The organism is Uliginosibacterium aquaticum (assembly GCF_012972705.2).
GTDB classification, from domain to species: domain Bacteria; phylum Pseudomonadota; class Gammaproteobacteria; order Burkholderiales; family Rhodocyclaceae; genus Uliginosibacterium; species Uliginosibacterium aquaticum.
The window spans coordinates 17,148-33,425 of the sequence record NZ_JABCSC020000004.1; the positions used below are offsets into that span (position 1 = coordinate 17,148).

Annotated in this window: 12 protein-coding genes; all 12 read left to right on the forward strand. The window is 62.3% G+C overall.

Annotated elements, in window-relative coordinates:
- Positions 1-112: 112 nt before the first annotated feature.
- The 12 genes from HJ583_RS15290 (at position 113) to cheD (ending at position 16,262) form a co-directional block, all read left to right on the forward strand.
- Positions 113-3,145 (forward strand): sensor domain-containing protein, encoded by a 3,033-nt coding sequence (locus HJ583_RS15290; RefSeq protein ID WP_170022740.1) that lies wholly within the window; start codon positions 113-115, stop codon positions 3,143-3,145.
- A 63-nt stretch (positions 3,146-3,208) separates the two neighbouring features.
- Positions 3,209-4,381 (forward strand): UbiH/UbiF family hydroxylase, encoded by a 1,173-nt coding sequence (locus tag HJ583_RS15295; protein WP_170022741.1) that lies wholly within the window; start codon positions 3,209-3,211, stop codon positions 4,379-4,381.
- A 19-nt stretch (positions 4,382-4,400) separates the two neighbouring features.
- Complete coding sequence (locus HJ583_RS15300; protein WP_170022742.1) at positions 4,401-5,129, forward strand: DsbC family protein; 729 nt, start codon at positions 4,401-4,403, stop codon at positions 5,127-5,129.
- A gap of 166 nt (positions 5,130-5,295) precedes the next feature.
- Entirely contained in the window at positions 5,296-6,486 is a 1,191-nt protein-coding gene (locus tag HJ583_RS15305; RefSeq protein WP_170022743.1) for a methyl-accepting chemotaxis protein, read from the forward strand.
- 27 nt (positions 6,487-6,513) lie between these two features.
- Positions 6,514-6,822 carry an STAS domain-containing protein gene (locus HJ583_RS15310; protein WP_170022744.1) on the forward strand — a complete coding sequence of 103 codons (309 nt, stop codon included), beginning with the start codon at positions 6,514-6,516 and terminating at the stop codon, positions 6,820-6,822.
- 3 nt (positions 6,823-6,825) lie between these two features.
- A complete protein-coding gene (locus HJ583_RS15315; RefSeq protein ID WP_170022745.1) occupies positions 6,826-8,577 on the forward strand; it encodes a fused response regulator/phosphatase in 1,752 nt (583 codons plus the stop codon).
- Between the two features lie 100 nt (positions 8,578-8,677).
- Positions 8,678-9,043: a response regulator gene (locus HJ583_RS15320; protein ID WP_170022746.1), complete on the forward strand. Its 366-nt coding sequence runs from the start codon at positions 8,678-8,680 to the stop codon at positions 9,041-9,043.
- A 22-nt stretch (positions 9,044-9,065) separates the two neighbouring features.
- The gene (locus tag HJ583_RS15325; protein WP_170022747.1) at positions 9,066-10,946 is read left to right on the forward strand and encodes a chemotaxis protein CheA; all 1,881 of its coding nucleotides are present in this window, start codon (positions 9,066-9,068) and stop codon (positions 10,944-10,946) included.
- A 19-nt stretch (positions 10,947-10,965) separates the two neighbouring features.
- Positions 10,966-11,439 (forward strand): chemotaxis protein CheW, encoded by a 474-nt coding sequence (locus HJ583_RS15330; protein WP_170022748.1) that lies wholly within the window; start codon positions 10,966-10,968, stop codon positions 11,437-11,439.
- A gap of 54 nt (positions 11,440-11,493) precedes the next feature.
- Positions 11,494-14,727, forward strand: a complete 3,234-nt coding sequence (locus HJ583_RS19150) for a methyl-accepting chemotaxis protein (protein ID WP_235943885.1) — start codon at positions 11,494-11,496, stop codon at positions 14,725-14,727.
- 61 nt (positions 14,728-14,788) lie between these two features.
- A complete protein-coding gene (locus HJ583_RS15350) occupies positions 14,789-15,676 on the forward strand; it encodes a CheR family methyltransferase (protein WP_170022749.1) in 888 nt (295 codons plus the stop codon).
- Positions 15,669-16,262 (forward strand): chemoreceptor glutamine deamidase CheD, encoded by a 594-nt coding sequence (gene cheD, locus HJ583_RS15355; protein ID WP_170022750.1) that lies wholly within the window; start codon positions 15,669-15,671, stop codon positions 16,260-16,262. The genes HJ583_RS15350 and cheD overlap by 8 nt, the downstream gene beginning before the upstream one ends.
- Positions 16,263-16,278: the final 16 nt, after the last annotated feature.

A 16,278-nucleotide genomic window follows, 5' to 3' on the forward strand; every position in this document is an offset into this window, starting at 1 on the left:
TTTGCGGAGGGCAAGGGGGCAGCTCCGGGCGCTGCCGACAAGAACATCACACGGGGAGCGGGCCTTGCGGCACAGGAGCCAGACAACGCAGAGGCGAAAGCAGGCGCTGCTGGTGCTTGGCTTGCTGCTGTGCACGCCTCAGGCGCTGGCGCAGAGCGGCCTCCATTTGCCGGAAGGCAAGGTGCTGGTCTGGGCCGCTGGTTTTGCAGCCCTCTTTCTGCTCGCCGCAGCACTGCTCTATCGACGCCAGCTTCGGGCCCTGTCGCGCCGCACGCGTGAGCTGCAGCTCTCCGAAGAGCGCTTCCGCCTGATCATCGAAGGCACCAGTGTGGTCGCCTGGGAGTATGACGCGGGTTCGGATGCGTTCACCTATGTCTCCGCGCCGGGCGCGCGTCTGCTCGGCTTTCCGCTGGACGACTGGAAAAAGTCCGGTTTCTGGCGTGCCCGCCTGCACCCAGAAGACAGCCAGCAGGCACTCTCCTTTCTGCGCGACATGCTGCTGCGCTCGGATCAGCGTGAGTGCGAGTACCGCCTGATCCGTGCTGACGGACGCGAAGTCTTCGTGCGTGACCTGCGGACTCCGATCGAGGCCCACAAGGGCCATGTGACGGGCATGCGCGGGATTTTTGTCGACATTACCGCGCACAAGGCGTCGGAAGCTGAGCTGGAGGATAGCGAAGCGCGCTTTCGCAGCACTTTCGAGCAGGCTGCGGTGGGGGTTGGGCTGTGCGCGGTGTCCGGCCGCTACATGCGCGTTAATCAACGTTATTGCGAGATCACCGGCTACTCCGGGAGCGAGTTGTTGCTACGCGATTTCCGTGAGCTGACGCATCCGGATGATGTGGAGGCCAATGATCGCCTGCTCGACGCGCTGGTGCTGGACACTGCGGAAAAATTCTCGATCGAGAAACGCATGCTGCGGCGCAGCGGTGACATGGTGTGGGTGAATCTCACCATGTCCTTGGTGCGCTCGCGGCGCGGGAGCGGTCAGTTCATGGAGGTGATCGAGGACATCACGGCGCGCAAGATCGCTGAGCGCGAGTTGCGCGAGAGTGAAGGTCGGCTGCGTAGCATTCTGGTGGCGATGCGCGAAGGCGTGATCCTGCGTGACGCGCGTGGTGGCGTGATCATCGCCAACGCGGCCGCACGGCGCCTGTACGGCCTGATGCCGGAGGAAAGTTTTCCGCCCTTGCTCGAGCCCGAGGGCTACAGCTTCGTGCGCGAGGATGGCAGCCCCTGCCCGGTGGAGGAGTTACCGGGCGCACGTGCCATGCACCTTGGCAGGCCGGCTTCTGCGGTGGTGGGCATCGATCGCCGCGATGGTACGCGCGGCTGGATGCTGGCCAAGGCCGAGCCGCTGGCGCGCGATGTACACACCGGTCTGCATCCGGTGGTGCTGACGATTAACGATGTGACCGCGCAGCGCCGCGCGGAAGAGGAATTGCGCCTGGCGGCCACCGTGTTCGACAACAGCGTCGAGGCGATCATGATCACCGATGCGCAGCGCCGCATCCTGTCGGTCAACAAGGCCTTCACTGATCTGACCGGTTTTCCCTCCAGCGTGGTGACCGGGCAGACCCCGGCAATGCTTTCGTCATCCAAGCAGGGCCTGGTGCAATACGATTCGATCTGGCGTGAGGCTGCCAGCAAGGGCAGCTGGCAAGGAGAGATCTGGCAGCGTCGGCGCGATGGCAGCGAGTTTCCGGAGTGGCTGTCGATCAGCGCTGTGCGTGATCGTAGCAATGCCATCAGCAACTTCGTGGCGGTGTTTTCCGATATCACTGAGCGGAAGGCCAACGAAGCGCGGATCGCCTTCCTGGCCCACCATGATCCGCTCACGGCCTTGCCCAACCGGACCCTGTTCCAGGATCGCCTCGAGCAGGCGCTGGTGCGTGCTGAGCGCCTGGGTAGTGTGGCTGCGCTGCTCTTCCTGGATCTGGATCGCTTCAAGACCATCAATGACTCGCTCGGCCACCTGGCCGGCGATCGCTTATTGCAGGCGGTGGCCGAGCGGCTGCAGCATTGCGTGCGGGACACCGACACGATCTGCCGTCAGGGCGGCGACGAGTTCATCATCGTGCTGCCCGAGGTGGCTGATGCCGAGGTGCCGGCGCGGATCGCGGAGAAGATCCTGCGTCGTCTGTCGGAGCCTTTCGAGGTCGATGGGCATGTTCTGGGGACATCCTTCTCGATCGGCATCGCAGTGTTTCCGGATGATGGGCGCCAGGCCGATGTGCTGATGAAGAACGCCGATACGGCCATGTATCACGCCAAGGAAAGCGGACGGAACACTTACCGCTTCTTCACTGAGACGATGAATGCCAATGCGCTGGAGCGCCTGCAGGTGGAGAACCAGTTGCGTGGCGCGCTGGAGCGGCGCGAACTGGTACTGCACTTCCAGCCCCAGGTGGATCTGGTCAGTGGTGCCATTGTTGGTGCCGAGGCCTTGCTACGCTGGGAGTCTGCCGTGCTGGGCTTTGTGCCGCCGGGGCGCTTTATTCCGATCGCCGAGGAGTCCGGCCTGATCGTACCGATCGGGCGCTGGGTGCTGCGCGAGGCCTGTAGCCTGGCGCGAGGCTGGTACTCGCGCGGCATTCGTGGCGTGGTGGTGGGGGTGAACATCTCGGCGCTGCAGTTCCGTCGTGACGACATCGTGGCCAATGTGCGTGATGCGCTGGCGGAGACGGGCCTGCCTGCCGAATGTCTCGAGCTGGAGCTGACCGAGTCCCTGCTCATGGAGCATGCCGAGGATGTGCTGGAAACCGTGCAGCGCCTCAAGGGCCTCGGCGTGCGCCTGTCGATTGACGATTTTGGCACCGGCTACTCCTCGTTGTCCTACCTCAAGCGTTTTGAGGTTGATCGTCTCAAGATCGATCAGGGCTTTGTGCGCGACATGGTTGAGGACCCGGACGATGCGGCCATCGTGCGCGCGATCATCCAGCTTGGCCGCAGTCTCAAGCTCGATGTGATTGCGGAAGGCGCCGAATCGCGCCCGCAGGTCGAGTTCCTGATGCAGGAAGGCTGCCGTGAGGCGCAGGGCTACTACTTCTGCCCGCCGGTGACCGGCGATGTGTTCATCGACATGGTCGAGCGCGGTTTTGTGGGCAGCAGCCCGAGGGTCATGCACCTCCAGCGGTTGGCCTGAGTCTCGCCATCTCCGATCCGTGGCAGAATCCCTGCTCCTTGTGGCCGGCTGCCGGTTTCCAGCATGAGTGCTTCCACCCATTTCGACATCCTCATCGTCGGCGCCGGCCTGTCTGGCGCCAGCCTCGCCTGTGCGCTGCGCGGCAGCCGTTACCGCATCGGCTTGCTCGAGCGGCAGCGCCCGGAGTGGCCGGCCGACTGGGATGCGCGTATCTACGCGATCAGCCCGGCCAATGTGGAGTTCCTGCAGCGCTGTGGAGCCTGGGCTCATCTGGATGCACAGCGCATTGCGCCGGTCGAGCGTATGGCCGTGGCGGGGGATGCAGGCGGCCAGCTGGTGTTCTCGGCCTACGAGTGCGGGTTGCAGGCGCTGGCCTGGATCGTCGAGAGCAGCGCAATGGCGCGCGAGTTGTGGGAAACCGCCCGCCGCCAGCCGAACATCGAATTGATCTGCCCGGCCCAGCCTGATTCCCTGGTCTTTGACGACGACGCGGCCCGCCTGCGTCTTGCCGATGGACGCGAGATCAGCGCTGGTCTGGTGGTGGGCGCCGATGGCGTGAATTCCTGGGTGCGTGACCAGGCCGCTATTCCGGCCGAGCTGCGGCCCTATGGTGAGCTGGGGGTGGTGGCGAACTTCACCTGCGCAGAGCCTCATTTCGGCACCGCCTTCCAGTGGTTCCGGCGTGACGGGGTGCTGGCGTATCTGCCGCTGCCCGGGAACCGCATCTCGATTGTCTGGTCCACTCCCGAAGCCCATGCGCAGGAGTTGCTGGCCCTGAGTCCGGAAGCTTTTGCCAGCCGGGTGGCGCAGGCGGGCGCAAGCCGCCTCGGGCGACTCGAGTTGCTGGCACCGCCCGCCGGTTTTCCCTTGCGTCTGATGAAGCTGGATGCGATTGTTGCGCCGCGCCTTGCCCTGATCGGTGATGCCGCGCACGCTGTGCATCCCTTGTCCGGGCATGGCATCAACCTGGGGTTCCAGGATGCGCGTGAGTTGGCTGATCAGTTGCTGGCCTTGCCGGCTTTTCGTGATTGCGGGGAGCTTGCGGTGTTGCGTCGCTATCAGCGCGCGCGCGCAGAGGAGACCCTGCTGGTGCGCGAGATGACCGATGGCCTGCAGCGCCTGTTCAAGCCAGCGTTTGCACCGCTGGCCCTGTTGCGTAATGCCGGCATGAATCTGGCCGGAGCCATTCCACCCTTGCGCAGCGCGCTGGCGCGCTACGCAGCGGGATTACTGTAGTCGAATGATTGGAGAAGACATGAAGCACACCCTCCGGCGCGCCCTGCTGGCCGCCTGCACCCTGGCCGTGAGCCTGCCTGTACTGGCTGGCGAGGCTGAAGTCCGCAAAGCGGTGGGCGGCATCCTGCGTCAGGAAGGCTCGGTGACCAGCCTGCAGAAAGTGCCTTATGGCGATCTGTACGAAGTGGTGCTGAGTAATGGTGATCTGGTCTATGTCGACGGCAAGGGCGCCTTTTTGGTGAGCGGTCAGCTGATCGACCTGAAGAACAAGAAGAACATCACCGCCGAGCGCGAGGCCGAGTTGTCGCGCGTGAACGTTGCCGAGCTGCCGCTCAAGCAGGCGGTAAAGCAGGTGCGCGGGACTGGCAAGCGTACCCTAATCACCTTCGAAGACCCGAACTGCGGCTACTGCAAGAAGCTCGCCAAGGATCTGCGTGAGCTGAAAGACACCACCATCTACGTGTTCATGATTCCGATTCTGTCGCCGGACTCTGGCGACAAGGCCCGCAACATCTGGTGTGCGGCGGATCGAGACAAGGCCTGGAACGACTGGATGGTGGACGGCAAGATGGCCGCTGAGGCCAAGTGCGACACCCCGGTGCAGAAGAACGCCGAAATGGCGCGCAAGTACCGTATTACCGGCACTCCGACCATGTTCCTGGCCGATGGCAGCCGCATCGGCGGCTACGTGCAGCTGGCCGATCTGGATCGCCAGATCAGCGAAGCCGAAGCCCGTGTGAAGAAGTAAGCCCTGCTGTTTCTTGGGTTCAAGGAGAGGCGCTGCGGCGCCTCTCTTGCGTTGACCACGGATCCTGGCGGTCGCCCCGACGCCCCCAAGGGCAGGGCCTTAAAGTTCACCTCCCCCTGCGTCGTTAAGCCTGCGGAACACTGGACTCAGGGCTGCCGGAGGCTTCATGGCCGCAGATTTTCATGTAAAGAATGCCGTGCGCTGGCGTGCCGGACTGACGCTGCTGACCGGCGCCAGCGTGGGCTACGGGCTGGCATTGCTTTTCCTTGGTACGGGCTGGCTGTGGCCCATGCTGTTGTTACTTGCGGCAGTGGTGCTGGGCTGGCTGGCGGTGCACTGCAGCGCACGTGCAACCGAGGCGCATGAGGCGCATTTCGCTGCCAGGGCGGCACCGGGGCTAGCGGATTTCTGTCGCGGGCTGGATCAGACTGTTGGTGAGGAGTTGCGGGCCATCGACGAGGAGATCGCTCGTACCCAGGCCTTGCTGCGCGATTCGGTGGCTTTGCTGACCGGTGGATTGCAGGCGATTGCCATGCAGTCCGGCGTGCAGCAGGGCATCGTGCGCGCCGTACTGAACCGTGCGGAAAGCACGGATCAGGTTAAAGGCGTGAATGTGCGCAACTTTGCTCAGGATGTTGGCCGGATGATGAGCGACTTTGTGGATCTGCTGATCCAGGTGAGCGTGCAGAGCCTTACCACGGTGCACAACATCGATGACATGGTCGAGCAGACCGAGGCTATCTTCGCCGCCGTGGATGAAGTGCAGGGCCTGGCCAAGAAGACCAATCTGCTGGCGCTGAACGCCAGCATCGAAGCGGCTCGTGCGGGCGAAGCCGGCAAGGGCTTCGGTGTGGTGGCCGACGAAGTGCGCAAGCTGGCTCAGATCTCCGAGACCATCAATGATCGTATCCGTGAGCGCATGGTCGGCGCCAAGGAGTCCATCGACCGGGTGCGCGAAACCGTTGCCGGCATGGCTTCGCGTGACATGAACGAGTGCATCGGAGCCAAGGCGCAGGTGCAGGACTTGCTCACCAGCGTAGAGAAAATTAACAGCGAGTTCACTGACCATGCCGCCGAAATGGGGGGCGTGGCCCAGCACATTGAGCAGGCGGTGGGTGATTCGATCCGCTCCCTGCAGTTCGAGGACATCGTCCGCCAGGCCCTCGACGATGCTCGCCTGAGAGGCGAATTGCTGCGCCAGCTGGCCAGCGAATTGCAGCGGGCGGCTGCGCTATCTGCCAGCCCGGAGGAGTTGCTGGTGCTGATGCAGCGTTTTCGTGACACGCACGGTGAAAAGGTTGGGCGTGGCATCGTCAGCCAGACTTCGATGGATGCCGGCAGCGTGCAGCTTTTCTGACCACCCCCACAAAAAAGGGTAAACATCATGGGACTCACCGTAACCCGCAGCCCTGACGGCAAGATCATCACCCTTGCCATCCAGGGTCAATTCCAGTTCGCCCTGCATCGGGAGTTTCGCGATGCCTATCTGGGGGTGACCCAGCCTGGCTGCGAGTTTGATGTCAATCTTGCTGCTACCGACTACATGGATAGCTCTGCGCTGGGCATGTTGCTGCTGCTTAAGGAGCATGCGAATCAGTACGGCAGCCGCGTCGTGCTTGTCAGCCCGTCTTCAGCCATCCGCCGGGTGCTGGAGATCGCCAGTTTCGAACAGCTGTTCGCCATCAAGAGCTGAGCGATGTCCGAAGCCGCTGCGTTCGTTCGCAACACAGCACTGGTGGTCGATGACGAGTCGACCGGACGTTTGATCCTCAAGGCCCAACTGGAGCGCGAGCAATATCGTGTGGTGAGTGCCGCCAACGGGGCAGAGGCGCTTGAGCAGTTCGAGCGTGAAGAGCCGGATATCGTATTTCTCGATGTGATCCTGCCGGACTTCTACGGTTACGAAGTGGCGCGTGCGATGAAACTCCGCGCTGGCGAGCGTTTCGTGCCGATTTTCTTCCTCACTGGTTTGTCTGAGGAGGAGGCGCTGGCCGAATGTGTGGCCGCCGGTGGCGACGACTTCCTCTCCAAGCCGATCAATTTCTCCATCCTCAAGTCCAAGATCGCGGCCATCGAACGGATCCGCGATCTTTACGAGCGTGCGCGCCAGCAGCGCACGGAGCTGGCGGATCTGCATGCGCGCATGCAGTATGAGCAACAGATTGCCGAGCGCATCCTCAGCGGCGCGGTGATGGCGCGCAATGTGGCGAGTCCGCCAATTCAGTGCTGGCTTCAGTCTGCCAGCACCTTCAACGGTGACCTTTTCATCAGCGCGTACACGCCTGCTGGCGGGCTCTCCGTGCTGATGGGGGATTTCACCGGGCATGGCCTGGCCGCCGCGCTGGGCGCTTTGCCCGCAGCGGAGACCTTCCGCACCATGACTGCCAAGGGCTGCTCGCTGACTGAGGTGCTCGCCGAAATCAACCTGAGCCTGCACCGCATTTTGCCGACAGGCATGTTTCTCGCTGCGGCAGCGCTACGCATCGAAGCGGATCTGCAGACGGCAATGGTGTGGAACAGTGGCTTGCCGGACATCCATCTGTGCCGCTCAGGCGCTAGCCGCCGCAAGATTTCCTCACAGCACCCGCCGCTGGCGGCACTCTCTAGTTTCATTCCGGGGTGCGAGCCGGAACTGGTGCTGCTGGCGCCCGGCGACGTCTTCCTGTTATGCAGCGACGGTGTGACCGAAGCCTGCAATGCCGAGGGCAAGCCATTTGGTGAGGAGCGTCTGGAGGGCATTCTGGATGCTTGCGCAGCCGCAGATACCTTCAGTTGCGTACGTGCGACGCTGACCGATTTTGTGGCCGGGACCGAACAGCAGGATGACATTAGTCTGGTGGCCATTCCGTGCGAACCGACGTTGTTTGCCGGGGCAAGGATTGATGATGATGGTCGGTTAGCTGAGGACTTGCCTGCCAGTGCGTGGAACTGGAGCTTGCGCTTGGAAGGGGCCAATCTGGCTCGGATCGATCCGGTGCCACTGGTCATGGGGCAGCTTAGTGCCTTCGGGATCTCATCACATCACCGGCAGCAACTTTATGTAGTGGTCTCAGAGCTGTTCAGCAATGCAATCGAACATGGTGTGCTTGCCCTCAATGCTGCACTGAAGTGCAGTGCCGAAGGCTTCATGGAGTACTACCTGTTGCGCCAACAAAGACTGGATGAGCTGGCGGAGGGCTTTGTCGAGTTGCGGCTGGATTACCGCAAGGAAGATGGGCGAGGGGTGATCCGGGTGTGGGTCGAAGACTCGGGACGCGGCTTCTGTCATGGAGAGTGTGAGCGTTGCGATGTTCCCCAAATCTTGCGCGAGGCCAATCAGAGCATTGCGGAGCCCCCTTCGCTGAGCCTGGAGCATTGTGGAAGGGGCATGAAACTGCTGCGTTCTTTGTGCCGGAAAGTGCGCTACATGGGCATGGGAAATTGTGCAGAGGCTGAGTATGTGCTCTGAACCTGTCGTTCGCAGGCTGCCCTTTATGCCATTTCAAGAGTGCGCACTGCCACCGTTAAAGCCCTGACGAGCCGTAATACATGCAGCCAGGGAGGCTTCGATGGGCAAGAAAATCCTGATCGTGGATGACTCGGTGTCGATCCGTCAGATGGTGAGCTTCACGCTCAAGAGTGCGGGCTTCGAAACGGATGAGGCCGGCGATGGCAAGGCCGCGTTGGAAAAGGCCAAGGGTAAGAGCTTCGATCTGGTGTTTACCGATCAGAACATGCCGGTCATGGATGGTCTGACCCTGATCCGTAGTCTGCGCGGCCTGCCCAGCTACAAGAGCACGCCGATCCTGATGCTGACCACCGAGGCCGGCGACGACATGAAAAACAAGGGCCGTGAGGCGGGGGCTACGGGCTGGCTCGTGAAGCCGTTTGATCCCCAGAAGCTGCTCCAGGTCGTCTCCAAGGTGCTGGTCTGAGCGCTGCGGCGAGGCCCCGCCCATGTCCATCGATCTTGCCCAGTTTTTCCAGACCTTCTTCGAGGAGGCCACCGACCATCTGGCGGACATGGAGCGCCTGCTCCTGCACATGGATACGGCGGCCCCCACCGCGGATGAGCTTGACAGCGTTTTCCGCGCCGCTCATTCCATTAAGGGCGGCGCCGGCATTTTCGGCTTTACCCGCCTCTCCGGCCTGACGCACGTTCTTGAATCCCACCTGGACCTGATCCGCTCCGGCAAGGCAAGGATGACCGAGGCCATTGCTGACGAGTTGCTTCAAGCCGTGGACTACCTGCGCCTGCTGCTGCAGTGCTGCCGCGACAGTTGCGAGCCGGACGAGGCCGAATACCAGGGAATGTTGCAGCGCTTCGAGCAGCTCGGCTCCGGGGCTTGGGCGACGAGCACTCCCCCAGCCACTGCACTGGAGAGCGAGGATGGCTCTTTCGGGCTGTTTGCTGCACCGCTCACCGAGGCCGATGAGGGCTTCGGTTTCTTTGCTTCCCCGCCGGCTCCAGCGCAGGTAGAGGAAGCCATTGAGGGCTTCGGCCTGTTTGCCCCGCTAGACGCAGCTCCTCCAACTGCTGTGGATGAAGGCTTTGGCTTCTTTGAACCCATGCCGGGAAAGCCGCTGACGGCGGTCGTAGCACCTGCCGAAGCGGTCAGGGCGGCTGCACCCGCGCGCGAGGCTGGCAAGCCGGCGCCGGCACCTGATGCTGCGTCGATCCGGGTCAGTGTGGAACGCGTCGATCAACTCATCAATCTGGTTGGCGAGCTGGTGATCACCCAGGCCATGCTGGCCGAAACCGGCCAGCATGTTGAAGGCCCGGTCGCTGAGCGTCTGCAGAATTCGCTGAACCTGCTTGAGCGCAACACGCGCGATCTGCAGGAGGCTGTCATGTCGATCCGCATGCTGCCGATCAGCTTCGTGTTCAACCGTTTTCCGCGCGTGGTGCGCGATCTTTCGCACAAGCTGGGCAAGGGGGTCGAACTCGTGATCCAGGGCGAAGGCACTGAACTTGATCGCGGTCTGATCGAGAAGCTCGTTGATCCGCTCACCCATCTGGTGCGCAACAGCATCGATCACGGCATCGAGTCTCCCGAAAAGCGCCGCGCGGCCGGCAAGCCGGAGCGCGGCACGGTAGTGCTGCGCGCCTCGCAACAGGGCGGCAATATCGTGGTCGAGGTCAGCGATGATGGCGCTGGCCTCAACCGTGAGCGCATCCTCGCCAAGGCGCTGGAAAACGGTCTGCCTGTGAATGAGGCGATGGCCGATGCAGATGTCTGGCAGATGATTTTCGCCCCCGGCTTCTCCACCGCAGCTGAGGTCACGGACGTTTCCGGGCGTGGCGTCGGGATGGACGTGGTCAAGCGCAACATCGCCGATCTCGGGGGGCGCATCGAGATCAGCTCGGTGGCCGGCCAGGGCGCCAGCTTCATCATCCGCCTGCCCCTCACCCTGGCCATCCTCGATGGCATGTCGGTGGCCGTGGGGCAGGAAGTGTTCATCATCCCGCTCACTTACATCCTCGAATCCCTTCAGCCGGGGCCTGGCGATATTCGCCGCGTGGCCGGCAAGGGCGAGGTGGTGCATGTGCGTGGCGATTACCTGCCCCTGATCCCGCTCTTCGATGTGCTGGGGCTACGCGGTGTGCATGACCCCGCTACCCGCATCCTGCTGCTGGTGCAGGCCGGTGAGCATAAGGCTGCCCTGCAGGTGGACGATCTACTGGGCCAGCATCAGGTGGTGATCAAGAGCCTCGAGTCGAATTACCGGCGCGTGCCGGGAGTTTCCGGAGCCACCGTGATGGGCGATGGGCGCGTGGCCCTGATCCTCGACGTGGCCGATATCGTCCACGCCAGCCATACGGCGCAGGCCGCCTGAAACGCAGCAAGGAGCCGGCATGAATGCACCTGTCAGTAGCGCCGTCGAATACCTCAGCTTCTCGCTGGGCGCGGAGGAGTACGCGGTCGACATCCTCAAGGTCCAGGAGATCCGGGGTTACGACGCCGTCACCTCGATCGTGAATGCGCCACCCTTCATCAAGGGCGTAATCAATCTGCGCGGCACCATCGTGCCGGTGGTGGACATGCGCATCAAGTTCGAGCTCGGAGAACCCAGCTACAACGAGTTCACCGTGGTCATCGTGCTCAATCTTGCCGGCGGGCGGGTGGTGGGCATGGTGGTGGATGGCGTGTCCGAGGTGATGAATCTGCCCGCCGCCGATATCCGGCCGGTACCGCCAATGGCCTCCGTCGTGGCCACCGAATACCTCACCGGGCTGGCCTCGGTTGGCGAACGCATGATCATCCTGCTGGATATCGAAACGCTCATGGCCAGCCCCGAGATGGGCCTGGTCGAAGCTGTTGTTGCCTGACGCTACACCCGACGCCTTTTTCCCGCACCCAGAGACAGACCCGAGGGCCGCACCATGAAAGTGAACCTGCCAGTCACCGATCACGAAGTCCAGTTTGAAGATGACACGCTCATCGTTTCGAAAACGGACCTCAAGGGCCATATCACCTTCGTTAACCGGGATTTCATCAAGATCTCCGGCTTCACCGAAGAGGAGCTGATCGGCAAACCGCACAACATGGTGCGTCACCCGGACATGCCGCCGGCAGCCTTCGAAGACTTCTGGAAAACGCTCAAGGCCGGCAAGCCCTGGGTGGGGCTGGTCAAGAACCGTTGCAAGAATGGTGACTTCTATTGGGTCGAGGCCAATGCCACGCCGGTTTTTGAGAGCGGGCAAGTGGTGGGCTATCTCTCGGTGCGCGTCAAACCCTCGCGCCAGCGTGTGGAAGAGGCTGATGTGCTGTATCGCGCGATGCGCGAGGGGCGGGCCAGGAATGTGGCGATCCGCGAAGGCCGGGTCGTCAAAACCGGGCTGTGGCAGCGCTTGAACTTCGTGCGCAGGCTGCATGAAGGCGTGCAGTTGCGGACCAAGTTTGCCCTGATCGGCCTGCTGCTCTTCGTTCCGCTGCTGATGGCGCTTGGCTTGCTGGGCATGAATCTAAAGGAGGGGGTTGATGTCATTCATCTTGAGCGGGCGGGCCTTGCGCTGCATGGTGAGTTGCGTCAGGTGCTGCCCGAGTTGCAGAAGCATCGTGGCCTGAATGGCCTGGCGATTGCCGGCAATGCCGATGCCCGGCGCCAACTGACAGCCGTGGAAACACGACTTGCGGCGCAGATCAAAGCCCTTGATGAACAGGTTCGAGAGCGGCCACAGTTGGGCGCCAGTGAAGCCTGGCCTGCCTTGCGTGCGGACTGGACGAGCTTGCTTGCGGATAGCAGCAAGTTGAGCGCCGAGCAGAGCTTCACGCGCCACACGGCACTGATCGAGAAATTGCTCGCGCTGATGAGCAAGGTTGCCAATGACTCCAATTTGGAGCTGGACTCGGATGCCACCACTTTCCATGTCATGAATGCGGCTGTACTCAATGCCATGGATGCGGCCGAGCATTTTGCGTTTACCAGGGGGCTGGGGGCTCAGGCACTGGCGCGCGGAGCGCTGGATTCGGATACCCGGAACACCTTGATCCGCCAGCTGAGCTCGGCCGAGCAGCATATAGAAGAACTTGAGCGCGCCATGGCCCAGGCTGTACGTGATACGCCCTCACTTCATTCGGGTTTCGGGCAGCTGGTTGCCGCAATCAGTGAGAGCTCGGCGCGCTTCTTGACCCTTTCCGAGCAGAAACTGATCGGACCCGCCAAGCCAGAGATTAACGGACCGGATTTCTTTGCCGCGGGCACACAAGCCGTGGATGCTGCGTTTGGTTTCTACGACAAGGCTACGGCGACGCTGGACGAATTGCTGGTGGCGCGCTCGGCGCGCCTGCAACGCGATGCCTTGAGGTTGATAGGCCTCACGCTGGGCATTTTTCTGGTGGGCGTGGTTATCTCCTTCTGGTTTGTACGCAACACTTGCAGCGCGCTTCAGCTTGCGATCGAACGTTTTCGTGAGATTTCTGGCGGCAACTTTAAAGGCCAGGTTCAGGCCGGCACCCAGGACGAGATCGGCCAGCTCATGCATGGACTCAAGTCCATGCAGACCAAGCTGGGTTTTGATCTGAATGATGCCCGCGAGCGCGCCGAGGAATCCTTGCGCCTGAAAATCGGCCTCGACAGCGTGGCGACCAATGTGATGATCGCCGACAACGATCGCAACATCATCTACATGAATCCGTCGGTGCAGACGATGATGCGTGCGGCCCAGAATGACATCCGCCGGGATCTGCCACACTTCGACGTGGATCGCCTGCAGGGCCAGAAGATTGACGTTTTCCACAAGAACCCTGAGCACCAAGCGCGCCTCCTGGCTACCTTCACCAGCACTTACCAGGCCACGGCCAAGATTGGCGGGCGCACCTTCCTGCTCACGGCCAACCCGGTCATCAACGAGCGCGGTGAGCGTCTGGGCAGCGTGGTGGAATGGGTGGATCGCACGGTTGAAGTGGCGGTGGAGCAGGAGGTCAGCGACATCGTTTCTGCCGCCGCTGCCGGTGACTTCTCGCGGCGGATCGATGAGGGCAACAAGCAGGGCTTCTTCAAGGTGCTGGCTGAGGGGATCAACAAGGTTGTGGCCACTTCGGATGCCGGCCTCCGGGATATCGCCCGCGTGCTCGGTGCGCTGGCCAAAGGTGATCTCACCGAGAAGATCAGTGCCGACTATCAGGGTACTTTTGCGGACCTGAAGAACTACACCAACGAAACCGTGCGCAGCCTCGAGCAGATGCTGCGGCATATCCGCGAGGCCTCGGAAACCATCCATACCGCTGCAGGCGAGATCGCCAGCGGCAATACGGACCTCTCCTCGCGCACCGAAGAGCAGGCCGCCTCGCTGGAGGAAACCGCTTCGAGCATGGAGGAACTCACCTCCACCGTGAAGCAGAATGCGCAGAACGCCCGCCAGGCCAACAAGCTGGCCGAGGGCGCATCCGAAGTCGCCAGCCGGGGCGGTGATGTGGTGGGCCGTGTGGTGACCACCATGGGCGAGATCAACGAGAGCGCGCGAAAGATCGTGGACATCATCGGTGTGATCGACGGCATCGCCTTTCAGACCAATATTCTTGCGCTCAACGCGGCGGTTGAAGCGGCACGGGCCGGCGAACAGGGGCGGGGTTTTGCCGTGGTGGCGGGCGAGGTGCGGAATCTGGCGCAGCGTTCGGCCGCCGCTGCCAAGGAGATCAAGGGCCTGATCAGCAACTCGGTCGAGAAGGTGGAGGACGGCAACCGTCTGGTCGAAACCGCGGGCAAGACCATGGAGGAGGTTGTGACTTCGATCAAGCGCGTCACCGACATCATGAACGAGATCTCGGCAGCGTCCCTGGAGCAGAGCAACGGCATCGAGCAGGTCAGCACTGCCGTGACCCAGATGGACGAAACCACCCAGCAGAACGCGGCGCTCGTCGAGGAAGCGGCGGCCTCGGCCGAAGCCCTCTCCGGTCAGGCTGCCACCATGCTGGAGATCGTGCGGCGCTTCCGCCTGGATGATGTGGCCCTCGCCGCAGATGCTGCCGAAGCCGCCTCTGCAGCATCCCGTCCGGCCCCGGCTTTGCCCAAGCCCAAGAAGCCGCTGCGTGTGCCGGTTGTGCGTAAGGCCGCACCGGTTGCGGCCGGCAAACCGGTGGCAGCGGATGGTGACGACGACTGGAGCGAGTTCTGATCCAAGCCACGGCGTGCTCGCAGCGTGTGCGCCGTCTTGAAATGCAACCGGGAGGGCCGGCATGCGGGCCGGCATGATGAGCGTGAAGACCGCCGAAAAAGCAGTCGCCCCTCTTCTCGACGAGCGCGAATTCACGTTCACCGAGCCGGATTTCCAGCGCGTCTGCGCGCTGATCTACACGCGCGCCGGTATCTCACTGTCGGCCAGCAAACAGGATCTGGTCTACGGTCGCCTGGCGCGCCGCCTGCGCGCGCTGGGCATGCGCTCCTTCACCCACTATCTGGATCAGCTGGATGAGCCGCAGGCGCCGGAATGGGAGCATTTCACCAATGCGCTCACCACCAACCTCACCGCCTTCTTCCGCGAGAAACACCACTTCGAGATGCTCGCCGAGCACCTTCGCCAACATGCCGGGCACGGTCCACTGCGCGTGTGGAGTGCAGCTGCTTCTACAGGGGAGGAGGCCTACTCGATCGCCATCACCGTCGCGCAGAACCTTCACCGGGCGAGCGACGAGGTGAAGATCCTGGCCACTGACATTGATACCAGCGTGCTCGACAAGGGGCGCGCCGGCATTTACCCGGCCGAGCGCATCGACAGCCTGCCCGCCGAGCTGTGCGCGCGCTATTTCCAGCGGGGCCAGGGGGCGCATGCAGGGCAGGTGAGGGTAGTGGAGCGCCTGCGCAGCATGATTGCCTTCAAACGCCTGAATCTGCTCGCCGAATCCTGGCCAATGCGTCACAAGTTCGATGTGGTGTTCCTGCGCAACGTGCTGATCTACTTCGACAAGCCGACCCAGGCCGCCCTGATCGAGCATCTTTCCCGGTACATCAAGCCCGGCGGCCTGCTCTTCATCGGTCACTCCGAGAGTCCGCATGTCGACCGACGGGTCTTCGAGTCGATCGGCCGCACAGCCTACCGGGTGCTCGGAGGTTCCCGTCATGGCTGACTACGGTTCGGCGCCCAACCGTTATCACGATCGCCGCTTCAACATCGAAGCGATCAAGATCCTGCCTGGTGAGTACTACGTGACCGGCCGCCCGGTGGTGATCGTTACCGTGCTTGGGTCTTGTGTGTCGGTCTGTCTCTACGATCGCCTTACCCACATTGGCGGCATGAACCATTTCATGCTGCCCGATCATCATGAAGGCGGCGTGCTCAGCGAGTCCGCTCGTTATGGCGCCTATGCCATGGAAATTCTCATCAACAATCTGATCAAGGCCGGTGCTGCGCGTAATCGCCTGGAAGCCAAGGTCTTTGGTGCCGGCAGGGTGCTCAATGGCCTGACCCATACCGATGTCGGCGCTCGTAACGCCTCGTTTGCCATGCACTATCTTGAGGATGAAGGCATTCATGTGAAAGCCAATGATCTGCTCGGCATCCATCCGCGCAAGGTCTACTTCTTTCCGGCGGAGGGGCGGGTGCTGGTCAAGAAACTCAAGACCCTGCACAACGACACCATTGCCCGGCGCGAGCTCGAGTACGAATCCATGCTTGAGAAGGTCAAGGTTGAGGGCAGCGTGGATCTGTTCTGAAGCGACGGAGATACGA